Raw genomic sequence first — 26,143 nt, 5'->3', positions numbered from 1 at the left:
CCTCGGCGTCGTCGGCGGCTGCCCACCGCCACGGCCTCTCAGCGGCGGCACACCGTCCCGGTGGTCAGCAGTGGCGGCTCTCCGGCGCCTCGAACAGCGCGTCGAGCAGCCCGCCCAGCTGGGTGCGCTGGGTGGTGTCCAGTGGAGCCAGGATGTCCTCGGCGGCGGCCCGGCGCGCGCCGTGCAGCTTCCGCAGGGCCTCGTGCCCGCCGTCGGTGAGCTCGATGCGGATGACCCGGCGGTTGGTCGGGTCCGGGGCGCGGCGCACGCGGCCGCTCGCCTCCAGGGCGTCGACCAGGCTGGTGACGGCGCGCGGCACGACTTCGAGGCGCTGGGCGAGATCGGCCATGCGCGGCGGCGTCTCGTAGTGCGCGAGGGTGCGCAGGAGCCGGGACTGCGCGGGCGTGATGCCGATGGGCTCCAGATGGCGCTTCTGGATGCGGTGCAGCCGACGGGTCAGCCGTAGCAGCTGCTCGGCGAGGAGTCCGTCGCTGTCCGATGTGCTCATGCCGAAACAGTACAGGACCTGGTGCATTGTGAGCGTAGGTAACAGTGAGCTATGCTCCCAAGGTCGCCCTCGTCGGCGCGCCACCCGCGTCCGGCGCTCCCGCCGAAGCGTCATCCGCGCTCGGCGCTCCCGTCGACGCACCACTGGTGTGCGCGCCACCGACGTACGCGTCACCGGCGTGCTCGTCGCTGGCGTGCGCGTCACCGGGGCCCGTGTCACTCGCGTCCGTGCTCCGGTGCTCGTACGGCCGGTGCTCGTACAGCCGGTACCCGTACGGCCGGTGTCCGCGTCAGCGGTGTTCGCGCCGCCGGTGTTCATGGCACCTGTGCCGTGTCACCGGCGCCCGCGTCACCGGTGTCCACGGAATCGGCGGCCGCGTCACCGGCGTCCGCGGAATCGGCGCCCGCGTCGCCGCGTTCTCACGGACGCGGCCCGTCCGTGCCGCCCCGTGCGCACGGGCGCGGACACCGGTGACGCGGGCACGGACGCGGACGCGGGTACTGCCGGTCCGCGCTGCCGCGGCCCCGTGGGCGCGACCCGTCCCCGTCGGCGCACCGTCGCCGATGTCCCACTACGTCCCGTAGGAGCCCATGCCTCACGAAGAACCCTCCCGGACCCCGGCGTCCGGTGAGCCGGAAGAGCCCCGTCAGCTGCGCCGCATCCTGCGCCTCTTCCGCCCGTACCGCGCCCGCCTCGCCCTCGTCGGCCTGCTGGTGTGCGCCGCCTCCCTGGTGTCGGTGGTGACCCCCTTCCTCCTGAAGGAGATCCTCGACACCGCGATCCCGCAGGGTCGCACCGGTCTGCTGAGCCTGCTCGCCCTCGGCATGATCCTGAGCGCGGTCGTCACCAGCGTCTTCGGCGTGCTGCAGACGCTGATCTCCACGACCGTCGGCCAGCAGGTCATGCACGACCTGCGCACGGCCGTGTACGGTCGCCTCCAGCGCATGTCCCTCGCCTTCTTCACCCGCACCCGCACCGGCGAGGTCCAGTCCCGCATCGCCAACGACATCGGCGGCATGCAGGCGACCGTCACTTCCACGGCGACCTCCCTCGTCTCGAACCTGACGAGCGTCATCGCGACGGTCGTCGCCATGCTCGCCCTCGACTGGCGCCTGACCCTCGTCTCCCTGCTGCTGCTCCCGCTGTTCGCGTGGATCAGCCGCCGCGTCGGCCGCGAACGCAAGAAGATCGCCACCGAGCGGCAGAAGCAGATGGCCGCGATGGCCGCCACGGTCACCGAGTCCCTCTCGGTCAGCGGCATCCTGCTCGGCCGCACCATGGGCCGCGCCGACTCGCTCACGCGCTCCTTCGCCGACGAGTCCGCCGAACTGGTGAGCCTGGAGGTCCGCTCCAACATGGCCGGGCGCTGGCGCATGGCCGTGATCACCATCGTCATGGCCGCGATGCCCGCCGTCCTCTACTGGAGCGCGGGGCTCGCCTTCCAGATGGGCGGGCCCACCGTCTCCATCGGCACCCTCGTCGCCTTCGTCTCGCTCCAGCAGGGCCTGTTCCGGCCGACGGTCAGCCTGCTGTCCACCGGGGTGCAGATCCAGACCTCGCTCGCGCTCTTCCAGCGCATCTTCGAGTACCTCGACCTGCCCATCGACATCACCGAGCGCGACCGGCCCGTGCGCCTGGACCGCGTCAAGGGCGAGGTCCGCTTCGAGGGCGTGGAGTTCCGCTACGACCCCCAGGGCGCGCCCGTCCTCGAAGGCATCGACATCACCGTGCCCGCGGGCGGCAGCCTCGCCGTCGTCGGCCCGACGGGCTCCGGCAAGTCCACGCTCAGCTATCTGGTGCCGCGCCTGTACGACGTGACGGGCGGCCGCGTCACGCTCGACGGCGTGGACGTGCGCGACCTGGACTTCGACACCCTCGCGCGCGCGATCGGCGTCGTCTCCCAGGAGACCTACCTCTTCCACGCCTCGGTCGCGGACAACCTGCGCTTCGCCAAGCCGGACGCCACCAAGGAGGAACTGCACGAGGCGGCGCGGGCCGCCCAGATCCACGAGCACATCGCGGCCCTGCCCGACGGGTACGACACGGTCGTCGGCGAGCGCGGACACCGCTTCTCCGGCGGCGAGAAGCAGCGCCTGGCCATCGCCCGCACGATCCTGCGGGACCCGCCCGTGCTGATCCTGGACGAGGCCACCAGCGCCCTGGACACCCGCACGGAACACGCCGTGCAGCAGGCCATCGACGCCCTGTCGGCCAGCAGGACCACGCTCACCATCGCCCACCGCCTGTCCACCGTGCGCGGCGCCGACCAGATCGTGGTGCTCGACGCCGGGCGTGCCGTCGAGCGCGGCACCCACACGGAGCTGCTCGCACAGGACGGGCGGTACGCCGCCCTCGTCCGCAGGGACGCCCGGCTGGAGCCGGCGACGTAGAGATATGCCGGAAATATGACAAAAGGCGGGTTACCGTGCCCGCATGCACACCACCACCCCGCCACGGGGCACCAAACGCGGAGCGGTCCGGCTGACGCGCCGGGGCCGGATCGCCCTGATCGCCATCGGAGCCGTCGCGGCGGTCGCCGCCGTGGCGGTCCCGCTGCTGCTCCCGGACGACAACACAGAGGCCAGGCCCCGGACGCTGACGATCCCCGAGGGCTGGCGCGCCGGCCAGGTGTACGAGGCCGTCGACGCGGCCCTGCACGTCTCCAAGGGCACCACGAAGAAGGCCGTCGACAGCGCAGGCCTCAAGCTGCCCGGCGACGCGGGCGGCAATCCGGAGGGCTATCTCTTCCCGGCCACGTACCCCATCGGCCCCCGGTCGACCCCGGCGTCCGTCCTGACGTACATGGTGGACACCGCGAACAAGAGGTTCAGCGGCGGCCACATCACCGCGGGCGCCGACCGGAACGCGGTCAACGTCTACCAGACCGTCACCATCGCGAGCATGATCGAGGCCGAGGCGGGCTCCAAGGAGGAGATGGGCAAGGTCGCCCGGGTCATCTACAACCGCCTCGACCGGGGCATGCCGCTCCAGATGGACTCCACGATCAACTACGCCCTCAACCGCTCCACGCTCAAGACCACCGCGCGCGACACCAAGCTGAACAGCCCCTACAACACGTACGCCCGCATGGGCCTGCCGCCCACCCCGATCGGCAACCCCGGCGAGGCCGCGGTGCGCGCCGCGACCAACCCGACGCCGGGGGACTGGCTGTACTTCGTGACCGTGAAGCCCGGGGACACGCGGTTCACCGCGAACTACGAGGAGCAGCAGCGCAACGTGGCGGAGTTCAACAGAAATCAATGACGACCCGTCACCAACCCTTGGGGGAAGTGAGTTCACGTTCACGTAGGCCGGAAGTCGTCCTCGCGGTCCCCTGCCCCATTGATGGCTCGTCCCCTCGTCGCTTCCATGGCTCTCCCGGCGGCGCCCCCGCCGCCGGTCCGGCTGAGGAGGGGGAGGGGAAGGGATGGGCCAGCACAGCGCCCGCGCGACGAGAGCCAGGAGATCCAGAGCACGGCGGGGTGGTTTATCCGGTGCGGCGGCGCTGATCAGCGCCGCCGCACTCGTCGTTGCGGCGGGTCCCGCGGAGGCGGCCCCCGGGAAGGGGACGCCGCCCGGTCCCGGCGAGGTGATCCCGGGGCAGCGGACGAGGACGCCCGCCCTGGTGGACGGCATCAGGGAGAAGGCGCCCCGGGCGGACAGCGCGGCGGACGCCGCCCGCGCGTACCTGGAGCGGAAGGAGAGCCGCTACCGGATCGCCGACCCCGGCCACGACCTGAAGTCCGCGCGGACCACCAGGGCGGCGGGCGGCCAGGAGACCGTGCGGCTCCAGCAGAAGCACCGGGGCGTACCCGTCCTGGGCGGCCAGTACGTCGTCCGCATGGAGAACGAGGGCGGTACGCGCGTCGTCACCGGCACTTCCGGCAAGTACTTCACCGGGCTCACGGCGGGCGTCACCCCCGAGGTCGGCGCGGAGACCGCCGTCGAGCGAGCCGTCGACGGCGTGTTCACGGACCTCACCACGAAGAACTTCACCCGCCCCGCCGGGGCCGAGGAAGCCGACGACGGCGAGATGCCCCTCAAGGGCACCGCCCGCGGCCTCGTCGTGCTGCCCAAGGGGCAGGGCGTCCTCACCCACCACGTCACCGTGCGCGGCATCGACCCGGCCACCGGCGAACCCGTGCTGCGCGAGGTGTACGTCGACGCGCGCGCCGGGTATCCCGTCCTCCAGTACAGCGGTATCAAGACGTTCGGGGGCGCGGCGCCGAGCGGGCCGCGCACGGCGTCCGCGCCGCGCCGGGAGGCATCGGCGGAGCCGCGGGAGAAGGGCTCCGGCGTCACGCTGGACGGCAGGTCCGTCGCCCTGGACGTGGAGCGCGACACCTGGCGCCAGCAGTACGTGCTGCGCGACACCACCCGCATCCCGGACGACGAGGGCTGGGGCCGCACCCTGTCCACCTGGGACGCGCGGGACAAGTCCGTCGGCGAGGTCAGCGGCCAGTGGCCGCCCGGGATCCAGGAGTTCGGCTCGCCCACCCCGGCCTTCGGCAGCGAGGCGACCGGGGCGGGCGCCGTGGACGCGCACTGGGGCGGCGCGCGGGTCTTCGACTACTACAAGAACAAGCACGGCCGCCTCAGCCTCGACGGACACGGCATGACCGTCAACTCCCTGGTGGGCGTGACGAACGGCGGATACCCGTACGTCAACGCCTTCTGGGACGGCCAGAAGATGGTGTACGGCAACGGCGACGCCGAGTACCGGCCGCTGTCCGCGGGCCTGGACGTCGTCGGCCACGAGATGACCCACGGCGTCGTGGAGAACACCGCCGCCCTCGTGTACGCGGGCCAGTCCGGCGCCCTGAACGAGGCGATGGCCGACTACTTCGGCAACGCCATCGAGAACGAGGCGTACGGCGTCGCCACCACCGACCCGGACGCGGGCCTGGTCGGCGAGCGGCTGTGCCGCACCAAGTCCCCGCGCGCGTGCGCCTTCCGCGACCTGGGCGACGGCCGGAACACCGCCAAGCACTTCCTCGGCGTCGGCTTCGGCACCGACAACGGCGGCGTGCACCTCAACTCCACCATCTTCGCGGGCGCGCTCTGGGACGCCCGCGAGGACGTCGGCGACACCCTCACCGACAGCATCGTGTACCGGGCGCTCACCCAGTACCTGACCCCGCTCGACGGCTTCACCGAGGGCCGGGCCGCCGTGCTCGCCGCGGCCGGGGACCTGAACGCCGACGCGGGGCAGTTGAAGGCCCTGCACCGCGCCTTCAACGCCCACGGCATCGTGCCCGGCTGGGAGCTGGCCCTCGGCGTGGACTCCGACACGCTGCTCGACCGGGTCAACACCAACGACACCCGCCTCGGCTCCGGCGGCGGCTGGTGGACCGCGTCCCGGTCCGACGAGACGGGCTCCGAGGCGTACTCGGTGTGGGCCGGACGCGCCGACGGCAGCGGCCAGCCCAAACTGATGAGCCCCAACGACGGCCGCTACCACGTCAATCCCGCCACCGACGGCAAGACGGTGGTGTGGCAGGCGCACGGCCCCACCGGCGTGGACGTCCTCGCCCGGCCGCTCGCGGGCGGCCCCGTCAAGAAGCTCTGGCACAACAGCCGGGGCGTCGCCGACGCCATGGGCGTCGACGGCGACGTGGTGACCTTCTCCCACTACAACCACGGCGGCCGGCAGGGGGTGACGTATCTGAGCCTGAAGGACCCGGCGAACGTGGTCAGCATCGGCGGCGGCACCTACCACCGCGCCTCCTTCCCGTCGGTGAGCAACGGCAGGATCGCCTACCAGGAGCGGCGCCGGGTGCGCGCCGAGTACGCGTACACCACCCGGCTCATCGACGTGGCCACCGGCGAGAACAAGGTCGTCGAGCAGGTCCCGGGCAGCACGAGTCTCGGCCCGACGGCCGTCACCGGCACGCACGTGTTCTGGCTGCGCGACGCCGTCCGCGGCGAGGGGACGACCTCCCTGCGCCGCGCGGACATCGACGGCTCGCACCTCGTCGACCTCAGCCCCGAGGCCGCTCCCGGCGCGCTGAACGCGTACGACCTGACGGCCTCCGACCAGGCGGTGACCGTCGGCGCCCGGCTGCCCGACACGACGTGGCGCAACGAGACGCTGGCCAAGCTCTGGCAGTTCGCGGCGAGCGGCGACCCGAAGGACCCGGCCACGCGCAGGGGCCGGGTCTCCTGCAACCGCGGCGAGCAGCTGTCCGCCGCCGCGGGGCCCGGCAGCCAGGTGGTGTGGGTCGACGCGACCATCGGCATCAGCCAGGTCGTGACGCGCGCACGGCCGACCGGTACGTGCTCCTGAGCAAGACGGCCCGGTGGCCCGCCGCCCCGGCGGGCCACCGTTCCCGAGTCCCACTCCTGTTCTGCCCCCCACGAAAGGTTCAGGTGCACGGTCATGAGGAGAACCCCGCGCCGCCGTGCGGCGGCCGTCCTGTCCGCCGCGACGCTCGCCGCGGGCCTCCAGCTCGGCGCCGCGCCCGCCGCCGGGGCCGGCGCGCCGAAGGACCCGGGCGTGCTGCGCCTCGCCGGTGCCGGGGAGACGGCCGTGCCGGACGGCTGGATCGTGGTCCTGAAGGAGGCTCGGGCGGACGCCGTGCGTGCCGTGGCGCGTGACCTCGTCGGGCGGTCCGGCGCGCGGCTCGGGCATGTGTACCGGGCCGCGCTGCACGGCTTCTCCGCGACGATGAGCCGGGCCCGGGCCGCGCGCGTGGCCGCCGACCCGCGCGTCGCGTACGTCCGCCAGGACACCCGGGTGCGCCTCGACGCCGGGGCCCTCGACGAGACGCAGCCGGACGCCCCGTGGGGTCTGGACCGGATCGACCAGCGCACCCTGCCCCTGTCCGGCACGTACACCTACCGCACCACGGCTCCCGACGTCAGCGTGTACGTCATCGACACCGGCCTGCGCACCACGCACCAGGAGTTCGGCGGGCGGGCCTCGGTCGGCGTCGACACCGTGGGCGACGGCCGGAACGGCAACGACTGCAACGGCCACGGCACCCACGTCGGCGGCATCGCCGCCGGGCGGACCTACGGCGTCGCCAAGCGGGCCAAGGTGGTGGCCGTGCGGGTCCTGAACTGCGAGGGCTCGGCCACCACGGCGGGCGTCGTCGCGGGCGTCGACTGGGTGACGGCCCAGAAGGCGAGGCCCGCGGTGGCCAACATGAGCCTGGGCGGCCAGGCCAGCGACGTCCTCGACAACGCGGTGCGCGCCTCCGTCCGCTCCGGCGTCACGTACGCGGTGGCGGCGGGGAGCGCGGGCTCGTCCACGGGGGCCTGCTCCACCTCGCCCGCACGGCTGCCCGAAGTGATCACCGTCGGCGCGAGCGACCGCGCGGACCGCCGTGCCTCCTCGTCCAACCACGGCCCGTGCGTGTCCCTGTTCGCGCCCGGCGTGCAGATCCCGTCGGCCTGGAAGGACAGTGACACCTCGACCAACACCATCAGCGGCACGTCCATGGCGACGGCCCACGTGGCGGGCGCGGCGGCCCTGCACCTCGCCTTCCGCCCCGCGGACACCCCGGCCCAGGTGAAGCGCGGCCTGGTCGACAACGCGACCACGGGCGTGCTCCAGGGCACCCCGCCCGTGGTGCCGAACAAGCTGCTCTACACGCTCTACCTCCCGACCAGTCGCTAAGGGGCGAATACGGGCGGAAAGTGTGAGTTTTGCTCATGTCTGATCTTTCCGGTTAAAGTGCTCCCTTTGTGTCCGGGCCCCGGTGCCCGGTGCGGGGGTCAGTGAGGCCGTTCCCGCGTGCCCCGCCCGACCCCCGAACCAGGAGCCCCTGACGCCATGCCCGCACCCCAGCACGCCCCCGGCCACCGACGCGCCCCCGGTCGGCGACGTCACCGCCGCCGGCGGCTGTACGTGTCCGCCGGGGCCGCCGGGGCCGCGGCCGTCCTCGCCTGGGCGGGCTGGGGCGCCCTCAGCCCCGGCAGGGCCGCGTCCGCCGACACGGCCGACGCCCCGGTGTCCGCCGAGCCCGTGCGCCCCTCCGCGCGGGCCGTCCTGCGGGACGCCGTCGCCTCCGCGTACGCCGCCGCGCTGCCCCGGCCCGAGGGGCAGGTCGCCATCGGCGTCCGGGACGTGGTCACCGGCGCCGTCGCCACCGTCGGCGACACCGGCTTCCGCTTCCACACCGCGAGCGTCGTCAAGTCGCACATCCTGGCCGCGCTCCTGCTGAAGTCCCAGGACGAGCGGCGGCCCCTGACCGAGCGCGAGACCGCCCTGGTCACCCCGATGATCCGGCAGAGCGAAAACGAGCCCGCCACCGCGCTGTGGCCGCTGGTCGGCGCCGACTCCGGCATGGCGGCGGTCTACCGGCGGCTCGGCATGAAGGACACCACCCCCGGCGTGGACGGCCTGTGGGGCCTCACCACCACGACGGTCGGCGACCAGCTGCGCTTCCTGGACGTCCTGCACGCCTCCGACTCGCCCCTGTCCCGGGCTTCGCGGGCGTACCAGCTGCACCTGATGAGCACCCTCGACAAGGAGCAGATCGAGGGCGGCGTGCACACCATCGCCGACCCCGGCACCACCTACCCCGCCAAGGACGGCTGGCTGCCGCGCAGCCGCACCGGTCTGTGGATCATCAACAGCATCGGCCGCGTCCGGGTCGAGGGCCGTCTCCTCGACGTCGTCGCGCTCTCCCAGGACCAGCTCTCGCAGACCGCGGGCGTCGAGCAGGTGCAGAAGGCGCTGCGCCACGTGGCACCGGCGGCGGCACGGGCGCTCGACGCGCGCGAGCGGGACGTCAGCCGCCGGTAGCCGTGCGGTAGGCCGAGGTGATGGCGTCGATGGCGCCCTCGCCGGAGTGCGGGGCCGCGTGCATGCGCCGACTGGCCTCCACGATCCGGGCCGTGGCCGCACGGCGCTCCGTCTCGTACGAGGCGAGGGCCGTGCGCGGGTCGTCGGCGGCGGCCAGGCGGTCGGCGAGGACGTCGGCGTCGATGATGGCCTGCGTCGCGCCGTTGGCGCCCACGGGGTACATGGGGTGGGCGGCGTCCCCGAGGAGCGTGACCCGGCCTTCGCCCCAGTGCGGCAGCGGGTCGCGGTCCACCATGGGGTAGCGCAGGATCAACTCGCTCCCGGTGACCAGGTCGTGGACGTCACGGCCGCCGATCCGCCAGCCCTCGAAGTGGGGCAGGACGTCCTCGGGGCGCGCCGGGGCGTTCCAGTCGACGGCCGCCGGGTCCAGTGGCCCCGGCTCGGCCACGGTCACCAGGGCCACCCAGTTGAGCAGGGACCTGCCGCGGTCGTCGGCGGGGCGGGAGATCGGATAGGCCAGGAACTGCGGGCCCTGACTCCCGTCGGGGCGCGGGTCGTCCGAGGCGATGACCGCCGAGCGGCCCGTGAGGAAGCGCTCGGTCTCCAGGACGCCCCGCCACATCGACACCCCCGACCACAGCATCGGGCCCTGCTCCGGGTGGAGCGCGGCCCGCACCGTCGAGTGCAGCCCGTCCGCGCCGACCAGCAGCCCGGCGCTCAGGACCGAGGCGCCGCCCGTGGCCCGGTCGGTGACCCGGACGCGGACTTCCTCTTCGCTCTGGATAGAGCGTTCTACTCGGACGCCGGTTCGTACGGCGCCCGCACCGAGCCGGTCGCGCACGGCGTCGAGCAGGAGCATCTGCAACGCGCCGCGGTGGACGGAGTACTGCGGCCAGCGGTATCCCCGGGCGAGCCCTCGGGGGTCCGTGAAGACCACCTCGCCCCGCAGATCGGCGTACCGGTGCTCGGCGGTCGGGATCCCGAGGGCGGCGAGGGCGTCCCCCAGGCCCAGTTCGGTGAGGACACCCACGGCCGACGGCTGGATGTTGATGCCGACGCCGAGCGGCCGTATCTCGCGGACGCTGTCGACGACGGTGACGTCGATCCCCGCGGCGTGCAGGGTCAGGGCGGCGGTGAGGCCGCCGATGCCCGCGCCCGCGATGAGGACTTGACTGTTCATGGGCTCGACTCCCGTGCAGTGAGGGGCCGCTGACGCTGTGTGCGGCTGACGTGGTGCTTCCACGGTCGGCGGTGCCGGAGCGGAAGTCCAACAGCTGGATCTGCTGCGAGCCAGCACATCTGCTTATGGCATCCGCTGCTCATGGCATCGGGATCCGCTGCTCATGACGTCGGCATTCGCTGCTCGGGCATCCGGGTTGAACCTCGCATCCACCCCACATGTGCGACTTTTGGGTGAATGGCTCATACTCGGCTACGAGCGCCACACCGGGCGCTCGTACGACCTCCGCCCCGACCGCCTCGTGCGCGCCGGGGCCCCGAAGGGATGAGATATCCCGTGGCTCGTGACCTGAACTCCTCAGGCCCCGCCGCGGAAAGCCGCCCGACCCCCGCTCCGGGACGTTGGGCCGCCCTCGCTGTGCTGTGCTCCAGCCTGCTCCTGGTGGCCATGGACGCCACCATCCTCAACGTGGCGCTGCCGTCACTGATCGACGACATGCGGCCGACCGCCGTGCAACAGCTGTGGATCATCGACATCTACGGCCTGGTCCTCGGCGGACTGCTCGTCACCTCCGGCGCGGTCGGCGACCGGCTCGGCCGCAAACGCCTCTTCCTGGTCGGCCTCGTGCTGTTCGGGCTCGCCTCCGTCGTCGCCGCGACCGCCGCCACCCCCGCGCAGCTCATCGCCGGGCGGGTGCTGCTCGGCATCGGCGGCGCCATGGTCATACCGTCGACGCTGTCGCTGATCCGCGGCGTCTTCACCGACCCGCGCGAACGGACCCTCGCCATCGGCATCTGGGCCGCCGTCGCGGGCGCGGGTGCCGCCGTCGGCCCGCTCGTCGGCGGGCTGCTCGTGGAGACGCACGGCTGGTCGGCGGCGTTCTGGGTGAACGTACCCGTCGTCGTGGTGACCGTGCTCGCGGGCGTCAAGCTCCTCCCCGAGTTCCGCAGCGCGGGCAACGGCCCGCTCGACTGGCCCGGCGCCGCGCTCTCCGTCGTCGGCGTGATCGCCCTCGCCTGGGGCGTCAAACACGTGGCCAAGGGGGGTCTCGCGGTCGGCGACCTGGCCGTCCTGGCGCTGGGCGTGGTCTTCCTCGCCGTGTTCACCCGGCGCCAACTGACGCTCGCCGACCCGCTCCTCGACGTCCGCCTGTTCACGCGGCGCGCGTTCACGGCCGCGGCGCTCGCCATCTTCCTGGCCATGCTCGCGATCGGCGCCGCCCTGTTCCTGATGTCGCTCTGGCTCCAGTACGTCCACGGGTACTCGCCGTTCGGCGCCGGGCTGCGGACCCTGCCCGCGGCCGGTGCGATGCTCGCGGGCTCGCTGGTCACGCCGTGGCTCATGGAGCGCTGCGGCGTGCGGACCGTGCTCGCGCTCGGCCTCGGCGGCCTCGTCGCCGGGTTCCTGGTGCTCGCCCTGTCGCCGGAACCCACGCCGTACGGCGTGGTGGCCGTCGTCTTCGTCGCGCTCGGGCTCGGCGACGGACTCGCCGTCACGGCGTCCGCCGCCGTCCTGGTGTCCGCCGTCCCCGCCGAACGCGCCGGTCAGGCCGGTGCCGTCTCGGAGACCGCGTACGAACTGGGCATCGGGCTCGGCGTCGCGCTCCTCGGCTCGCTGCACGCCACCGTCTACGCCGGGCACATGGACGGCCGTCCCACCGCCGCCCGGGAGTCCATCGGCGGCGCCGTCGAGTCGGCCCGGACGCTGGGCGGCGCGGCGGGCACCCGCCTGATGGACGCGGCCCGGGCGGCGTTCGAGACCGCCCTGACGACCACGGCGTACGTCAGCGTAGGCATCGTGACGGCGGTCGCCCTGCTCGTGGTCCGGCTGGTGCCGCGCGGCTTCCGGGCGAGCGGCGGGCACTGACCCGAGGGCACCCGACGGGCCCTGACCTGGTGGCGCGCGCCCGCCCCGGGACGGACTCCCTGCTTCCGTCGAGCCCCGGCGCGGACGTCCGCGCCGGGGCTCGACCGTATGGACCAACCCAGGTTTAATGCAGGGGAGTTGCATTATCCTGCGCCTGTCGGGTATGCCATAGGCACCACCGCGTCGCCCGTGCCCTCGGGGGCACCAGCTCACCGCACAGACCGCAATCGATGTGGTTGGTTCTCGCTCCAGGCCGGTTCGTTCCGTTCCGTGGTCCGGAGGCCGAGGGCCACCACGCCCCGGATCCGCGCTCAAGGGCGCCACGAGGGGGAACGATGCACGACGACAGCCTTCCCTTCGGCCTCCGCTCCCACGTGCGGCGGGAGCGGCTGGTCGTCGCGCTCTGGGGAGAGCTGGACATCTACGCCACCGAGCGGCTCACCGGCCGTCTCGCCGAGCTGACCCTCACCTGCTGCCACGACGTGATCCTGGACCTGAGCGGCGTGACGTTCCTGGACTGCGGCGGCCTGTCGCTGCTCTGCCAGGCGCGGGCCGCGACACGGCGCAGGCAGCTGCGGCTCACCGTCGTTCTGGAAGACCCCTTCCATCGCAAGGTGCTGCGCCTGGCAGGCGTGGCCGAATCGTTCGACGTCGCCCGCTCGCTGAGCGCCGCGCTCGCCGTCCCGCCGGGCGACACGCACGGACAGCGGCCGCCGGCCCCCACGCACGCCTGAGCGCGGCACCCGGGCACGCCTGGGCGCGGCCCCGACGGGCGCCGCGCCGCGCGGAGTTGACGTCAGGTCAGCGCGGGCACCGGCTCCTGTGCCAGCAGCCGCACGATGTCCCGCACCGCCGCGCGCCCCGCGCGGTTCGCGCCGATGGTGCTGGCCGACGGGCCGTACCCGACCAGGTGCACGCGCGGGTCGGCCGCCGCCCGCGTGCCGTCCATGCGGATGCCGCCGCCGGGCTCCCGCAGCCGCAGCGGCGCCAGGTGGTCGACGGCCGCGCGAAAGCCCGTCGCCCACAGGATCACGTCGGCCTCGACGCTGCGCCCGTCGTCCCACTCCACGCCCGTCGGCGTGATCCGGTCGAACATCGGAAGCCGGTCGAGCACCCCGTTCGCCCGCGCCTCGCGCACCGCGTCCGTCACGGCGAGCCCGGTCACCGACACCACGCTCAGCGGCGGCAGGCCCCGGCGGACCCGCTCCTCGACCATGGCGACGGCGGCACGGCCGCGCCCCTCGTCGAAGGGGCCCTCGGCGAAGACGGGCGGCCGCCGCGTCACCCACCAGGTCCGGGCGGCGTACGGCGCGATCTCCATCAGGTGCTGGGTGCCGGACGCACCCCCGCCCACGACGACGACGCGCTGCCCGCGGAACGCCTCGGGGCCCGGGTAGACGGCGGTGTGCACCTGCCGCCCGAGGAAGGTCTCCTGCCCCGGGTAGCGCGGCCAGAAGGGCTTGTCCCAGGTGCCGGTGGCATTGATGAGCGCACGCGTCGACCAGGTCCCGGCCGAGGTCTCCACGAGGAGCCGCCCGCCCTCGCCCTCGCTGACGCGGCGCACGTCGACAGGGCGCCGCACCCGCAGGTCGAAGCGGTCCTCGTACGCGGTGAAGTACGCGCCGATGACCTCCGACGACGGGCGCCTGGGGTCCGCGCCGGTCAGCTCCATGCCGGGCAGCGCGTGCATCCCGTGCACCTTGCCGTACGTCAGCGACGGCCACCGGAACTGCCAGGCGCCGCCCGGGCGGGGCGCGTGGTCGAGCACCACGAAGTCCCGCTCCGGCTCGAACCCCCTGTGCCGCAGGTGGTAGGCGCTGGACAGGCCCGCCTGCCCCGCGCCCACGACCACCACGTCGACGTCCGTCACGCCCGCGTCTCGCACCCCGATGTCGTTCACGCTTCTACTAACTATGGCCGGGGCCGGGATCTTCCCGCGCGGTCAGCGGCCCCCGGCTACCAGGAGCGGGGCCCCGCCCGGAGCCGACGCCGGGCGGCCGTTCGCCGCCGGGACGCCGGTCAGGGGCGATGCGGGAATGCGCGCGAGCAGCCCGCGGGCCGCCAGATCGGGGATGACGCCCTCACCGAACCAGTACGCCTCCTCCAGGTGCGGATAGCCGGAGAAGACGAAGTGCTCGACGCCGAGGGCGTGGTACTCCTCGATGCGGTCGGCGACCTCCGCGTGGCTGCCCACGAGCGCGGTGCCCGCGCCGCCGCGCACCAGACCGACACCGGCCCATAGGTTGGGCGAGACCACCAGGCCGTCGCGGGAGCCCCCGTGCAGCGCCAGCATGCGCTGCTGGCCCACCGACTCGCTGCGGCCGAGGGCCTCCTGGGCGGCGGCGACGGTGTCCGCGTCGAGGTCCTCCAGGAGGCGGTGCGCGGTGGCCCACGCCTCCTTGGACGAGTCCCGGGAGATGGTGTGCAGGCGGATGCCGAAGCGGACCGTGCGCCCCTCCGCCTCCGCAAGGCCACGGATCCAGTCGATCTTCTGCTTCACCTGCTCGGGCGGCTCGCCCCAGGTCAGATAGACATCGGTGTGGCGCGCCGCGACCGGGCCCGCCGCGGGCGACGAGCCGCCGAAGAAGATCTCCGGCAGCGGGTCCGGCGGCAGCGCGGTGAGCCCGCCCTCGACCTGGTAGTGCGTGCCGTCGAAGTCGTACGGCTTGCCGCTCCACACCCCGCGCACCACCGAGAGGAACTCGTCGGTGCGGGCGTAGCGGCGGTCGTGGTCCAAGTGGTCGCCGAAGCGCCGCTGTTCGGTCGCGTCGCCGCCGGTCACCACGTTCAGGAGCAGCCGCCCGCGCGTGATCCGCTGGTACGTCGCCGCCATCTGCGCGGCGAGCACGGGGGAGAGGACCCCCGGCCGGAACGCCACCAGGAACTTCAGGCGCTCGGTGTGCTGGGCGAGCGCGACCGTGGTCAGCCAGGCGTCCTCGCACCAGGTGCCGGTCGGCGTGAGCACGGCCTCGAAGCCGAGCTGCTCGGCGGCCTTGGCGATCTGGGCCAGATACGCGATGTCGGGGGCCCGCACGCCGCTCACCGGGGTGACGCGGGAGCGGGTGATGCCGCCGTCGGTGTAGGCGTGCCGGTCGACGAGGGTGCGGCCGTCGCCGCCGGTCGGCAGGAACCAGTGGAGGTGGACGGTCATGGTCAGGACTCCTTGTACGTGCGGGGCTCGGTGGTGGAGGGCGGCAGCGAGCCGTTGAACCGGGTGTCGGTGAAGTCGCGGAAGTCGACGCGGCGGGGGATGAGCTTCAGCTCGGCGAAGGTGTCGGCGATGGCCTGCTCGGACGCGACGACGTGCCGGTCGACGGCGACCGGCACGCGCGTGCCCTGCGAGCGCTTCACCGAGTCCAGGGCGACCTGGTAGGGAAGGCCCGTGTCCTTCGCCCAGACCTTCGCCCACGCCTCGGGGTGGCGGAAGACCCAGTCCTGCGCCTTGCGCAGCCGCTTGAGGTAGTCGGCGACGGCGGCGGCCTTCTTCTTGTCCTTGAGCGCGCCGGGTGCGGCCACCTGGAAGCTGAGGCCGTTGACGAGCCCGTCGCCGTCGGTGAGGATCCGCCCCTTGCCGCCGCGCAGGACCTGCGAGGTGTAGGGGTCCCACACCGCCCAGGCGTCCACCTTGCCGCCGGTGAAGGCGGCAAGCGCGTCGGCGGGCTGGAGGTACTTGACGTGGACGTCCTTCAGGGAGAGCCCGGCCTTCCTGAGGGAGGCGATCAACTGGTAGTGCGCGGACGACCCCTGGGCCACCGCCACGGACCTGCCCTTCAGATCGGCCGTGCGCTTCAGGCCGGAGTCCTTCGGCACGACGACGGCCTCGCCGCGCGCCGTGCCGTGGCTCGCGGCCACCACGGTGATCTTCGAGCCCGCGCCCGCCGCGAACACCGGCGGCGTGTTGCCGACCGCGCCGAGGTCCACGGCCTTGGCGTTCACGGCTTCGAGGAGCGGCGGCCCCGAGGTGAACGTCGACCACTTGATCTTGTACGTGAGGTCGTCGAGCTCTCCGGCGGCGCGCAGGACGGCCTCCGAACCGCCCCTCTGGTCACCGACGTTGAGGGTCAGCGACCCCGTGCCGTCGGTGTTGCTCCCGCCGATGCCACCGGTCGACGAGCTGGCGGACGACGACCCGGAGCAGGCGGCGAGGGCCAGCGCCAGGGGCAGGAGCAGGACGGGGGCGAGGCGTCGGCGTCGCATGGGCGGGGGTCCGTTCTACGAGTACGTCACGGGGACGCGCCGGGGCGGCGCGGGGGAGGGGCGGTCAGGCGGCGGCCGTGGCACGGGCCTCGACGCCGAGGCGTTCCAGGAGGGAGGCGCGCAGCGCGGCGAACCGGGGGTCGGTGATGTCGCGCGGCCGGTCCAGCTCGACGGGCTGTTCGTGCGCGATGACGCCCTCGTCCATGACGAGGACCCGGTCGGCGAGCAGCACGGCCTCCTCCACGTCGTGGGTGACGAGCAGCACGGCGCAGCCCCGGCGCTGCCACACCTCGCCGACCAGGCGCTGGGCCGTGACCCGGGTCAGCGCGTCCAGGGCGCCGAACGGCTCGTCGAGGAGCAGCAGGTCGGGCTCGCGCACCAGCGCGCGGGCCAGCGAGGCGCGCTGGGCCTCGCCGCCGGAGAGCGTCTTGGGCCAGGCGTGCGCGCGGTGGCCGAGCCCGACCTCGGCCAGGGCGCGCTCGGCGACGGCCCGGTCGGGCCTGCCGGGCAGGCCGAGCAGCACGTTGCGCCACACCCGCTTCCAGGGCATGAGGCGCGGCGCCTGGAACGCCACGGCCTTGCGGCGCGGCACGAGGACGGTGCCCTCGATGTCCCGGTCGAGTCCGGCGAGGACGCGCAGGAGCGTGGACTTGCCGCAGCCGCTGCGGCCGAGCAGCGCCACGAACTCGCCGGGCCGCACGTCCAGGCGCAGTCCGTCGATGACGGGGCGGCCGTCGAAGGCGCGGGTGAGGCCCTCGACGCGCACGGCCGAGGGCGCGGGGCCGGGGGTCACCGGCCGGTGAACGTCGGTCGCCATTGCAGCAGCAGCCTTTCGAGTGTGCGGACCACGAAGTCGGCGAGGAGGCCGAGGAAGGCGTAGACGATCAGGCAGACGACGATCACGTCGGTGCGCAGGAAGTCCCGGGCCTGGACCATGAGGAAGCCGATGCCCGCGTCGGCGTTGATCTGCTCGGCGAAGACCAGCGCGAGCCAGGCGATGCCGAGGGAGTAGCGCAGGCCGGTCATGGCGCCCGGCAGCGCGCCCGGCAGGATCACGTGCCGCACGAGCCCCCACCGGGACAGCCCCAACGACTCGCCGGCCTCGATGAGCTGGGCGTCGACACCCCGGATGCCCGCGTACACGTTCAGGTACAGGGGGAAGGACACCCCGAGCGTGATGATGGCGATCTTCGGGGTCTCGCCGATGCCGAACCAGATGATGAACAGCGGGATCAGGCCTACGAACGGCACGGTGCGCAGCATCTGCACGCTCGCGTCCACGAGGTCCTCGCCGATCCGGAAGAGCCCCGAGAGCAGCGCGAGCCCGGTCCCGGCCACCGTGCCGAGCAGCAGGCCGATCGCGACGCGCTGGAGGGAGACACCCATGGCCGAGGGCAGCGACCCGTCCTCGACGAGGTCGCCCGCGACCCGGGCGATGGTGCCCGGCGGAGCGAGGGTGTCGGGGCTCAACGTCCCCGTCGCACTGAGCAGTTGCCACAGGGCGAGCAGCAGCACGGGGCCGGTGGTGCGGCGCAGCCAGCGGGGGACACGGGCGCGGCGGGCGGAGGCCGGGACGAGGGTGACGAGGTGCGGCGCGGCCCCGGCCCCCGAAGCACCGGCCTCGCGCGGAGACGTTCCGGATATGTCGGGTGGCGGGGGCGGCGGGGCGTGACTGATGCTCATGGCGCTCCAGGGCGGGGAGGGGCGGGGCGCGGTGACGCGGCGCGCCGCGGCGACTCGGCCCGGCGCGATGCGGGGCGGCGGCGGGAGCGAGGGCGGGGCGCGTCAGGGCACGGCGGGGGCGCGACGCGCGGTCACGCGGTCGGGGGAACCTGGCGACGGCGGACGGAGCGTGCGCGAAGACGCGAAGTGAGAAGGCGTCAGCAGCCGCGGCGACACGCGGAGGAGGCCACCCGCAGCAGGTCGATGTGACCGCGCGAAGTGAGCAGAGCTGAACGCACCATGCGGGCGAACGTAGCGATCTCGGCAGGGGACGGTCAATGGCGTCTCGCAGACCGGACGCGCCGTCTCGCCTGGCGGAAAGCCCGGGGGGTGTCCAGCTGAGCCGGGGCCGGGAGCTGGTGCAGGATGGGAGGCATGTCCGACGCCTTCACCACCCGCATCCTGCACGTCGCGACCGGCTCGGACGAGACGGTCGTCGACCTCACCCACGAGTGCGCGGGCTTCCTGCGCGAGGCGGCCCGCGGTCGCGACGGCCTCCTGAACGTCTTCGTCCCGCACGCGACTGCCGGCATCGCGATTCTGGAGACCGGCGCGGGCAGCGACAGGGACCTGCTCGCCGCGCTGCACACCCTGCTGCCCGCCGACGACCGCTGGCAGCACCGCCACGGCAGCCCCGGCCACGGCCGCGACCACGTCCTGCCCGCCCTGGTGGCCCCGCACGCCACGCTCCCGGTGATCGGCGGCAGCCTGGAGCTCGGCACCTGGCAGTCCGTGTGCCTGGTCGACACCAACAAGGACAACCCCGACCGCCAGGTGCGGCTGAGCTTCCTGGGGTGAGCGGACGGGGCCCGCCCGGTCAGCGGCCCGGCGCCCCCGCGCGCAGGCCGTCCATGACGATGTCGAGGAGCTGGTCCACACGCGCCTGCCAGTCGCTGTCCGGATCGATGTGCCACAGCCCCGCGATGGCGAGCAGGAAGTCGTCGGGGCTCAGGCCCGGGCGGATGGTGCCCGCCGCGTCGTTGGCGTCGAGGAGCAGAGTGATGGCGGAGGTCAGCGGGCCGTGGCCGAGCGCGGCGAAGCTGCCGTACGCGGTGGCCTTGCCCATCGCCTGGGCCAGGCCCGCCTTGGTCATGGAGTACTGGGCGAGGCGGGTCATCCACTCCCGCAGGGCCTGGTCGGGCGGCCGGGTCTCCAGCAACTGGGCGGCGGTGTCGGCGACCTGCTCCACCTCGTAGCGGTACACCTCAAGGACGAGCGCCTCGCGGCTCGGGAAGTTGCGGTAGAAGGTGCCCTGTCCGACGCCCGCCTTCTTGGCGATCGCGCTGAGCGGGGTGTCCGCCGCCCGCGTCAGCTCCGTGAGGGCCACCTCCAGGATGCGTGCGCGGTTGCGCTGCGCGTCCGAGCGCAGTGGCGCGTTCTTCCTCTCGTGCACCCCTCGTCCTTCCGGGATCGCGGCCGTCCGGCCGTGTCGAGCCGACAGCCCTTGATAAGCGGACAGCTGTCCGTTAGGTTCGAAGGCAACGGACAGTTGTCCGCTTGTGCTCACGATAGCGGCAGAGTGGCTGAATGTGTGCCCTCCTGTCGTCCGCTGCCCGTGTCCGCCCTCTCGCTCGGCCGGGCCGAGGCCCGGCCCGGCGCCCCCGCGCCACCTTTCCCGCAAGCCCCACCAGTTCAAGCACGTCCCGTCGGCCCGGGCACGTCCCGGCCGCGAGCGCGCGCCGTCACCGCGTCCGCGAAAGAAGGCTTGACCATGGCTCCACCCCCCTCGGAAACCGCCGCGACGGGCAGCGTCATCACGCTCACCGTCAACGGCGAGAAGCACACGCTGCCCGTCGACCACCGCGCGACGCTGCTCGACGTGCTGCGCGAGCGCCTGGATCTGACCGGCACCAAGAAGGGCTGCGACCAGGGCCAGTGCGGCGCCTGCACCGTGCTGGTCGAGGGCCGCCGCACCGTCTCCTGCCTGCAGCTGGCGGTGGCCGCCGAAGGGCGCGAGATCACCACCATCGAAGGCGTGGCCCGGGGCGGCCAACTGCACCCGGTGCAGCAGGCGTTCCTCGACCTCGACGGCTTCCAGTGCGGGTACTGCACGCCGGGGCAGATCTGTTCGGCCCTCGCCGTGCTCGACGAGCACGCGGCGGGCTGGCCGAGCGCCGTGACCGCCGACGTACGGCCCGACGCGGCCGTGCCGCCGCTGACCGCCGAGGAGATCCGGGAGCGGATGAGCGGCAACCTGTGCCGGTGCGGCGCCTATGTGTCCATCGTGCGAGCCGTCGAGCGCGCGGCCCTGGCGACTCCGGCCGACCCGGCCGAGGGAACCGTCGAGGCGGGCAAGGAGGCCGTGGCATGAGGGAGTTCGGCTATCTGCGCGCTCCGGACGTCCCCGGCGCCGTCGCCCTGCACGGCGCCGACGGCGGTACGCGCTTCCTGGCGGGCGGCACCAACCTCGTCGACCTCATGAAGGCGGGCGTGGAGCGCCCCGAGCGGCTCGTGGACGTCACCGGACTGCCCCTGGGCGCCATCGAACCGACCGCCGACGGAGGCCTGCGGATCGGCGCCACCGTCAGCAACAGCGACCTCGCCGCCCACCCCCAAGTGCGCCGCCAGTACCCGGCGTTGAGCCAAGCAGTCCTCGCCGGCGCGTCCGGCCAGCTGCGGAACATGGCCACGGTCGGCGGCAACCTCCTGCAGCGCACCCGCTGCGCCTACTTCACCGACCTGGCGCGGCCGTGCAACAAGCGGACGCCCGGCAGCGGTTGCTCCGCCGTCGCGGGCGAGCACCGCAACCACGCCATCCTCGGCGCCACCGAGCACTGCGTCGCGGTGCACCCCTCGGACATGGGCGTCGCGCTCGCCGCCTTCGACGCCGTCGTCTCGTACGAAACCCTGGACGGCCCCGGCGAGGTGCCGCTCGCGGACTTCTACCTGCCGGTGGCGGACACGCCGCACGAGGAGACCGCCCTGCCGCGCGGCGCCCTGATCACGGGCGTCACCCTGCCGCCTGCCCCGGTCGCCGCGCGCTCCCGCTACCGCAAGGTGCGCGAACGCGCCTCGTACGCCTTCGCGATCGGCTCGCTCGCCGCCGCCCTGGACGTGCGGGACGGCCTGGTCCACGAGGTGCGCCTGGCCTTCGGCGCCGTCGCCTCGCGGCCCTGGCGGGCGCACGCCGCCGAGCGGGCGCTGACCGGCGGCCCGGCGAGCGCCGAGGCCTTCGCCGCCGCCGCGGACGCCGAGCTCGCGGCCGCCGCGCCCCTGCCCCACAACGGATACAAGGTCACCTTGATGCGCAACCTCGTCATCGCCGTCCTGACCGAACTCGCCGAGGAGGCGGGCCGATGACCACCGCCACCCGCACGTCGGCCGGATCGGGAGCCGTCGGCACCGGGCACACCCGGATCGAGGGCCGCGACAAGGTCACCGGAGCCGCCCGCTACGCCGGTGAGCTGCCCTTCGAGGAACTCGCCCACGGCTGGCTCGTCCTGTCGACCGTCGCCAAGGGACGCGTCCTCGGCGTGGACGCCGAGGACGTCCTCCAACTGCCCGGCGTGCTCGCGGTGCTGCACCACGGCAACGCCCCGCGCGTCGACGCCGGGTACGTGGGCACGATCGGACCGCCCGACCCCGTCGTCGGGCTCTTCCAGCACGACCGCGTGCCGTACGCGGGCTGGCCGGTCGCCCTCGTCGTCGCCGAGACCTCCGAGCAGGCGCGCGAGGCCGCCCAGACGCTCCGGGTGCGCTACGCCGAGGAGCCGCACGACGTCGGCTTCCACGCGGGCCACGCGGACGCCTACACGCCGCAGAGCGTGCTCGGCGCGCCCAACGAGGCCACCAAGGGCGACATCGAGGCGGAACTCGCCGCCTCCGCCGTGGTGGTGGACGAGCGGTACACCACCCCCGAAGAGCACCACAACCCGATGGAGCCGCACGCGGCGGCCGCCCGCTGGGAGGGCGGCAGGCTCGAAGTCGTCGACTCCAACCAGGGCAGCCACTGGATCGCCGACGAGCTGGCCAGGCTGTTCTCGCTCGACCCGGGCTCCGTGCGGGTCCGCTCCGAGCACGTCGGCGGCGCCTTCGGCTGCAAGGGCCTGCGGCCGCACCAGGTGGCCGCCGCGATGGCGGCGACGGTCCTCGACCGGCCCGTGCGCGTCGTCCTGACCCGGCGGCAGATGTTCTCGGTGGTCGGCTACCGCAGCGCGACGACCCAGCACGTGCGCCTCGGCGCCGACCCCGACGGGCGGCTGCGGGCGCTCGGGCACGAGGGGCACAACGTGACGTCGACGCTCTTCGAGTTCGTCGAGCCCAGCGCCTCGTTCGGGCGCAACCTGTACGCGGCCGACGCCCACCACTCCGTCAACCGCGTGGTGCCCCTGGACGTGCCCACGCCGACGTTCATGCGCGCGCCCGGTGAGGCGCCCGGCTCGTTCGCCCTGGAGAGCGCCATGGACGAGCTGGCCGAGAAGTGCGGCCTCGACCCGATCGCGCTGCGCGCGCGCAACGAACCCGCCGTCGGCCCCGTCTCCGGCCTCCCCTTCGGCAGCCGCAACCTGGTCGCCTGCTTCCGGGAGGGCGCCCGGCGCTTCGGCTGGGCGGAGCGCGACCCTCGTCCGGGCACGCGCCGTGACGGGCGCTGGCTGATCGGCACCGGCACGGCCGCGGCCACGTTCTTCGTCGGGGCGTCGCCGTCCACGGCGGCCGTGACGGCGGAGCCCGACGGCACCTTCACCGTGCGGATCACCGCGTCCGACGTGGGCACCGGCGCCCGCACCGCGCTCACCCAGATCGCCGCGGACGCCCTGGAGGCGGCGCCGGACCGGGTGCGGGTGCGCATCGCGGACAGCGACTTCGGCCTGGCGTGGCTCGCGGGCGGCTCCATGGGCACGCGCTCCTGGGGCTGGGCCGTGTCCCTGGCCGCGCGCGAGCTGCGGGAGCGCCTGGCCCTCGGCGGCGCGGTACCACCGGAGGGGATCACGGCACGGTCCGACACCAGCGAGGTGCTCGCCGCCCTCGCCAGGAAGGAACGCCACTCCTACGGCGCCCAGTTCGCCGAGGTCGCCGTGGACGTCACCACCGGTGAGGTACGGGTCCGCAGGATGCTCGGCATGTTCGCCGCGGGCCGCATCGTCAACCCGCTGACCGCGCGCAGCCAGCTGGTCGGCGGCATGACGTGGGGCCTGTCGATGGCGCTGCACGAGGAGGCGGCCAGGGACACGGCGTCCGGCACCCACGTGGGCGCCGACCTCGCGGGCTACCACTACGCCGCGCACGCCGACGTACCGGCCATCGAGGCCGACTGGGTCGAGGACGTCGACGAGGACGACCCCGTCGGCATCAAGGGCATCGGCGAGATCGGGGTCGTGGGCGTGGCGGCGGCCGTCGCCAACGCCGTCTGGCACGCGACCGGGGTGCGCCACCGGGACCTGCCGATCCGGCCGGACCGGGTGCTCCTCGCGGGCACCGGAGCCGCGGCGACGCCCGCCGGGGGCGGAGACGGGGACGGCCATGCTTGACATCGCCGACGAGCTGCGGCGCTTGACCGACGCGGGCCGCGCCTTCGCCGTCGCCACCGTGGTGGCCGTCGGCGGCAGCGCCCCGCGCGGCCCCGGCGCCGCGCTCGCCGTCGACAGCGAGGGCACGGCCGTCGGTTCGGTCTCCGGCGGCTGCGTCGAGGGCGCGGTGTACGACCTGTGCCTGCGCGCGCTCCAGGAGGGCACGGCGGTGGTGGAGGAGTTCGGCTACAGCGACGAGGACGCCTTCGCCGTCGGCCTCACCTGCGGCGGCACCCTCAAGATCCTGGTCACGCCGTACGGTGCGGACTCCCCGGACCGCGCGGTGGTGGGGCAGGCGCTCGGCCGGGTCGGTGACGGCGAGCCGACGGCCCTGGTCCGGGTGGCCCGGGGCCCTGCGGAACTGCTGGGCCGCGCCCTGCTCGTCCGCGCCGACGGTAGTTGCGCGGGCGGCTTCGGCGGCGCCGCGGCCCTGGACCGCACGGCCGCGGCGGAGGCCCGCGCCCTGCTCGACGCCGGGCGCACCGGCACCGTCGAGGTGTCCGAGGACGGTGCGCGCTGCCCCGGCGGGGTGACGCTGCTCGTCGAGGTGAGCGCGCCGCCGCCGCGCATGATCGTGTTCGGCGCGGTGGACTTCGCCGCGGCCCTCGTCCGCACCGGCAAACTGCTCGGCTACCGCGTCACGGTGTGCGACGCCCGGCCCGTCTTCGCCACCCCGGCGCGCTTCCCCGAGGCCGACGAGGTGGTCGTGGACTGGCCGCACCGCTATCTGCGGGGCACCGGCACGGACGCCCGCACGGTGGTGTGCGTGCTCACGCACGAGGCCAAGTTCGACGTGCCCGTCCTGGAGGTGGCCCTGCGTCTCCCGGTCGCGTTCGTCGGCGCGATGGGCTCGCGCCGCACCCACGACGACCGCATGCGCAGGCTGCGCGCGGCGGGCCTCACGGAGGGCGAACTGGCACTGCTCCACTCGCCGATCGGCCTCGACCTCGGCGCGCGCACCCCCGAGGAGACGGCGCTGTCCATCGCCGCCGAGATCGTGGCGACCCGGCGCGGCGGCACGGGCGTGTCGCTCACCGGCACGCGGGTGCCGATCCACCGGGACGGACGGGAGCGCCGGGTACCGGCGGGAGCCTGAGCACGGCACGGGGGCCCGGACGGCGCACACCGCGTCCGGGCCCGGCGCGTCAGGGCCGCGCGCCCACGTCCGCACGGGCCGTCGCCCCCTGCGGCGCTGCGGCCCGCCGCTCCCCGCGGCGCGGGAGGTGCTCCTCCAGGAGCAGCGCGAGCGCGGCCAGCGTCATCAGGCCGCCGACGAGGAACGTGCCCCGGACGCCGACGAGGGGCAGCAGCAGGCCGCCCGCGAGGGCGCCCGCGGCCACTCCCGCGTTGAACGCGGCGCTGTTCGCCGCGACGGCCGTCTCGGTGCGGCCCGGGGCGACGTACATGACCTGGTGCTGCGTGGCCATGAAGACCGGGCCGAGCGAGGCGCCGAGGCACACCATCATCGCGGTGGCGACCGCCCGCGAGTCGCCCGCCGCGTACAGGCCGAGCAGCGCCACCGCCTGGGTGGCCACCGGCACCGCGAGCGTCGCGCGCGGGAACCGGTCGAGGAGGCGCCCGTACACCGCGACGCCGACGATGCCGGTGATGCCGAGGACGAGCAGCAGCGTGCTCACGGCGGACTCCGAGAACCCGCTCTCGTCGACGAGGAACTCGGAGATGTACGTGTACCCGGCGAACACCCCCGTGACCGTGAGGGCCGTGACGCTCAGGACGACCGCGAAGCGCCGCCTGTCGGGCCGCACCCCCCGGGCGGCGTGGCTCTCCTCCGGGCGCGAGGCGGGCAGGGCGGCGGCGATGACGACGAACGAGGGGACGGCGAGCGCGCCCACCACCAGGAACGGCACCTGCCAGCCGGTGTGCTGCCCCAGCCAGGTGCCGCCGGGCACGCCCAGGACCAGCGCGGCCGAACCGCCCACCGAGAGCGCCCCGATGACACGGCCCCGCACGTGCGGCGGGAAGAGCCCCACCGCGACCGGCCCCATCACCGCCCAGAACAGCGCCTGGGCCACCGCCGTCACCAGCCGGCTGACCAACAGGACCCCGTACGAGGGGACCAGCGCGGCCACGACGCTCGCCAGGAGCAGCGTGGCGAGCAGGGCGCACAGGACGAGACGGCGCGGCACGGACCGGGTCGCGCGGGCGATCGGCACCGATACGAGGGCCACGGTCAGGCCGTACCCGGACACCAGGAGTCCGACGGCGGACAGCGACCGGTCCAGGTCGTCCGCCATCAGCTTGAGGATGCCGATCGGTAAGTTCTCGGTGGTGTTGAAGGCGAAAGCGCCCAGCATCAGGGCGGCGACGACGGCCACGCCGCGCCGGTTCGTCGACCTGTCCGTCTTGTCCGTCGCCATGCGTCCTCCACACCACGGGCGCACCGTCGCCGG

General features: G+C 74.0%; 22 protein-coding genes. 12 read left to right on the top strand and 10 right to left on the bottom strand.

The genetic code is table 11. From position 1 onward, the window contains the following. Positions 1-64: 64 nt before the first annotated feature. On the bottom strand, positions 65-508 hold the full coding sequence (locus AC5WAM_RS05095) for a MarR family winged helix-turn-helix transcriptional regulator (RefSeq protein WP_366789560.1): 444 nt from the start codon (positions 506-508) through the stop codon (positions 65-67). Between the two features lie 590 nt (positions 509-1,098). On the opposite strand from AC5WAM_RS05095, the gene AC5WAM_RS05090 reads away from it, so the two are divergent. From AC5WAM_RS05090 to AC5WAM_RS05070, 5 genes are all read left to right on the top strand, one after another. Further along, the gene (locus AC5WAM_RS05090) at positions 1,099-2,898 is read left to right on the top strand and encodes an ABC transporter ATP-binding protein (RefSeq protein ID WP_495521724.1); all 1,800 of its coding nucleotides are present in this window, start codon (positions 1,099-1,101) and stop codon (positions 2,896-2,898) included. A 43-nt stretch (positions 2,899-2,941) separates the two neighbouring features. Next, positions 2,942-3,772, top strand: a complete 831-nt coding sequence (gene mltG / locus AC5WAM_RS05085) for an endolytic transglycosylase MltG (RefSeq protein ID WP_495521723.1) — start codon at positions 2,942-2,944, stop codon at positions 3,770-3,772. 361 nt (positions 3,773-4,133) lie between these two features. After that, on the top strand, positions 4,134-6,794 hold the full coding sequence (locus AC5WAM_RS05080; protein ID WP_495521722.1) for a M4 family metallopeptidase: 2,661 nt from the start codon (positions 4,134-4,136) through the stop codon (positions 6,792-6,794). Between the two features lie 93 nt (positions 6,795-6,887). Next, positions 6,888-8,129: a S8 family peptidase gene (locus tag AC5WAM_RS05075; protein ID WP_495521721.1), complete on the top strand. Its 1,242-nt coding sequence runs from the start codon at positions 6,888-6,890 to the stop codon at positions 8,127-8,129. 156 nt (positions 8,130-8,285) lie between these two features. Then, positions 8,286-9,260 (top strand): serine hydrolase, encoded by a 975-nt coding sequence (locus AC5WAM_RS05070; protein WP_495521720.1) that lies wholly within the window; start codon positions 8,286-8,288, stop codon positions 9,258-9,260. Here AC5WAM_RS05070 and AC5WAM_RS05065 read toward each other — a convergent pair. Then, the gene (locus tag AC5WAM_RS05065; protein WP_495521719.1) at positions 9,247-10,440 is read right to left on the bottom strand and encodes an FAD-dependent monooxygenase; all 1,194 of its coding nucleotides are present in this window, start codon (positions 10,438-10,440) and stop codon (positions 9,247-9,249) included. The two genes, AC5WAM_RS05070 and AC5WAM_RS05065, sit on opposite strands and share 14 nt — an antisense overlap. A 336-nt stretch (positions 10,441-10,776) precedes the next feature. Here AC5WAM_RS05065 and AC5WAM_RS05060 point away from each other — a divergent pair, with 336 nt between their 5' ends. Both AC5WAM_RS05060 and AC5WAM_RS05055 read left to right on the top strand, forming a co-directional pair. Further along, positions 10,777-12,306 (top strand): MFS transporter, encoded by a 1,530-nt coding sequence (locus AC5WAM_RS05060; protein WP_495521718.1) that lies wholly within the window; start codon positions 10,777-10,779, stop codon positions 12,304-12,306. A gap of 335 nt (positions 12,307-12,641) precedes the next feature. Next, positions 12,642-13,040, top strand: coding sequence for an STAS domain-containing protein (locus tag AC5WAM_RS05055; RefSeq protein ID WP_366796145.1), 399 nt, complete (start codon positions 12,642-12,644; stop codon positions 13,038-13,040). Positions 13,041-13,102: 62 nt separating this feature from the next. Here the strand turns inward: AC5WAM_RS05055 and AC5WAM_RS05050 are convergent, their stop codons facing one another. From AC5WAM_RS05050 to AC5WAM_RS05025, 6 genes are all read right to left on the bottom strand, one after another. Beyond that, positions 13,103-14,206, bottom strand: a complete 1,104-nt coding sequence (locus tag AC5WAM_RS05050) for an NAD(P)-binding domain-containing protein (protein ID WP_495521717.1) — start codon at positions 14,204-14,206, stop codon at positions 13,103-13,105. Positions 14,207-14,248: 42 nt separating this feature from the next. Further along, entirely contained in the window at positions 14,249-15,457 is a 1,209-nt protein-coding gene (locus tag AC5WAM_RS05045) for an LLM class flavin-dependent oxidoreductase (RefSeq protein WP_366796147.1), read from the bottom strand. A gap of 2 nt (positions 15,458-15,459) precedes the next feature. Continuing rightward, on the bottom strand, positions 15,460-16,503 hold the full coding sequence (locus AC5WAM_RS05040; protein WP_495521716.1) for an ABC transporter substrate-binding protein: 1,044 nt from the start codon (positions 16,501-16,503) through the stop codon (positions 15,460-15,462). A gap of 64 nt (positions 16,504-16,567) precedes the next feature. Further along, positions 16,568-17,320, bottom strand: coding sequence for an ABC transporter ATP-binding protein (locus AC5WAM_RS05035; RefSeq protein ID WP_366796149.1), 753 nt, complete (start codon positions 17,318-17,320; stop codon positions 16,568-16,570). Then, positions 17,293-18,186, bottom strand: a complete 894-nt coding sequence (locus AC5WAM_RS05030; RefSeq protein ID WP_366796150.1) for an ABC transporter permease — start codon at positions 18,184-18,186, stop codon at positions 17,293-17,295. The genes AC5WAM_RS05035 and AC5WAM_RS05030 overlap by 28 nt, the downstream gene beginning before the upstream one ends. Positions 18,187-18,383: 197 nt before the next feature. Further along, on the bottom strand, positions 18,384-18,467 hold the full coding sequence (locus tag AC5WAM_RS05025; RefSeq protein ID WP_346347462.1) for a putative leader peptide: 84 nt from the start codon (positions 18,465-18,467) through the stop codon (positions 18,384-18,386). Positions 18,468-18,600: 133 nt separating this feature from the next. On the opposite strand from AC5WAM_RS05025, the gene AC5WAM_RS05020 reads away from it, so the two are divergent. After that, positions 18,601-19,023, top strand: a complete 423-nt coding sequence (locus tag AC5WAM_RS05020) for a secondary thiamine-phosphate synthase enzyme YjbQ (RefSeq protein WP_366796151.1) — start codon at positions 18,601-18,603, stop codon at positions 19,021-19,023. 19 nt (positions 19,024-19,042) lie between these two features. Here the strand turns inward: AC5WAM_RS05020 and AC5WAM_RS05015 are convergent, their stop codons facing one another. Further along, a complete protein-coding gene (locus tag AC5WAM_RS05015) occupies positions 19,043-19,618 on the bottom strand; it encodes a TetR/AcrR family transcriptional regulator (protein ID WP_366796152.1) in 576 nt (191 codons plus the stop codon). A 318-nt stretch (positions 19,619-19,936) separates the two neighbouring features. Here AC5WAM_RS05015 and AC5WAM_RS05010 point away from each other — a divergent pair, with 318 nt between their 5' ends. The 4 genes from AC5WAM_RS05010 to AC5WAM_RS04995 are packed head-to-tail and all read left to right on the top strand — an operon-like array spanning position 19,937 to position 24,828. Continuing rightward, positions 19,937-20,536, top strand: a complete 600-nt coding sequence (locus AC5WAM_RS05010) for a (2Fe-2S)-binding protein (RefSeq protein WP_495521715.1) — start codon at positions 19,937-19,939, stop codon at positions 20,534-20,536. Further along, a complete protein-coding gene (locus tag AC5WAM_RS05005) occupies positions 20,533-21,525 on the top strand; it encodes an FAD binding domain-containing protein (RefSeq protein ID WP_366796154.1) in 993 nt (330 codons plus the stop codon). Before AC5WAM_RS05010 ends, AC5WAM_RS05005 begins: the two co-directional genes overlap by 4 nt. Beyond that, on the top strand, positions 21,522-23,693 hold the full coding sequence (locus AC5WAM_RS05000) for a xanthine dehydrogenase family protein molybdopterin-binding subunit (RefSeq protein WP_495521714.1): 2,172 nt from the start codon (positions 21,522-21,524) through the stop codon (positions 23,691-23,693). The genes AC5WAM_RS05005 and AC5WAM_RS05000 overlap by 4 nt, the downstream gene beginning before the upstream one ends. Beyond that, the gene (locus tag AC5WAM_RS04995) at positions 23,686-24,828 is read left to right on the top strand and encodes an XdhC family protein (RefSeq protein ID WP_366796156.1); all 1,143 of its coding nucleotides are present in this window, start codon (positions 23,686-23,688) and stop codon (positions 24,826-24,828) included. The genes AC5WAM_RS05000 and AC5WAM_RS04995 overlap by 8 nt, the downstream gene beginning before the upstream one ends. A gap of 49 nt (positions 24,829-24,877) precedes the next feature. On the opposite strand, the gene AC5WAM_RS04990 is transcribed toward AC5WAM_RS04995, so the two are convergent. Further along, a complete protein-coding gene (locus AC5WAM_RS04990; RefSeq protein WP_495521713.1) occupies positions 24,878-26,110 on the bottom strand; it encodes an MFS transporter in 1,233 nt (410 codons plus the stop codon). Between the last annotated feature and the right edge of the window lie 33 nt (positions 26,111-26,143).

The sequence above is a fragment of the Streptomyces sp. JLYT201 genome (assembly GCF_059448825.1).
Note: the sequence above shows the minus strand (reverse complement) of the source record. Positions and strands in the feature narration are given on the sequence as shown.

Bases quoted from the DNA above. Each gene is read 5' to 3' on its own strand.
- AC5WAM_RS05095 (WP_366789560.1), bottom strand. From the start codon at position 508: ATGAGCACATCGGACAGCGACGGACTCCTCGCCGAGCAGCTGCTACGG.
- AC5WAM_RS05090 (WP_495521724.1), top strand. From the start codon at position 1,099: ATGCCTCACGAAGAACCCTCCCGGACCCCGGCGTCCGGTGAGCCGGAA.
- mltG (WP_495521723.1), top strand. From the start codon at position 2,942: ATGCACACCACCACCCCGCCACGGGGCACCAAACGCGGAGCGGTCCGG.
- AC5WAM_RS05075 (WP_495521721.1), top strand. From the start codon at position 6,888: ATGAGGAGAACCCCGCGCCGCCGTGCGGCGGCCGTCCTGTCCGCCGCG.
- AC5WAM_RS05070 (WP_495521720.1), top strand. From the start codon at position 8,286: ATGCCCGCACCCCAGCACGCCCCCGGCCACCGACGCGCCCCCGGTCGG.
- AC5WAM_RS05065 (WP_495521719.1), bottom strand. From the start codon at position 10,440: ATGAACAGTCAAGTCCTCATCGCGGGCGCGGGCATCGGCGGCCTCACC.
- AC5WAM_RS05055 (WP_366796145.1), top strand. From the start codon at position 12,642: ATGCACGACGACAGCCTTCCCTTCGGCCTCCGCTCCCACGTGCGGCGG.
- AC5WAM_RS05045 (WP_366796147.1), bottom strand. From the start codon at position 15,457: ATGACCGTCCACCTCCACTGGTTCCTGCCGACCGGCGGCGACGGCCGC.
- AC5WAM_RS05040 (WP_495521716.1), bottom strand. From the start codon at position 16,503: ATGCGACGCCGACGCCTCGCCCCCGTCCTGCTCCTGCCCCTGGCGCTG.
- AC5WAM_RS05035 (WP_366796149.1), bottom strand. From the start codon at position 17,320: ATGGCGACCGACGTTCACCGGCCGGTGACCCCCGGCCCCGCGCCCTCG.
- AC5WAM_RS05030 (WP_366796150.1), bottom strand. From the start codon at position 18,186: ATGAGCATCAGTCACGCCCCGCCGCCCCCGCCACCCGACATATCCGGA.
- AC5WAM_RS05025 (WP_346347462.1), bottom strand. From the start codon at position 18,467: ATGGTGCGTTCAGCTCTGCTCACTTCGCGCGGTCACATCGACCTGCTG.
- AC5WAM_RS05020 (WP_366796151.1), top strand. From the start codon at position 18,601: ATGTCCGACGCCTTCACCACCCGCATCCTGCACGTCGCGACCGGCTCG.
- AC5WAM_RS05010 (WP_495521715.1), top strand. From the start codon at position 19,937: ATGGCTCCACCCCCCTCGGAAACCGCCGCGACGGGCAGCGTCATCACG.
- AC5WAM_RS05005 (WP_366796154.1), top strand. From the start codon at position 20,533: ATGAGGGAGTTCGGCTATCTGCGCGCTCCGGACGTCCCCGGCGCCGTC.
- AC5WAM_RS05000 (WP_495521714.1), top strand. From the start codon at position 21,522: ATGACCACCGCCACCCGCACGTCGGCCGGATCGGGAGCCGTCGGCACC.
- AC5WAM_RS04995 (WP_366796156.1), top strand. From the start codon at position 23,686: ATGCTTGACATCGCCGACGAGCTGCGGCGCTTGACCGACGCGGGCCGC.
- AC5WAM_RS04990 (WP_495521713.1), bottom strand. From the start codon at position 26,110: ATGGCGACGGACAAGACGGACAGGTCGACGAACCGGCGCGGCGTGGCC.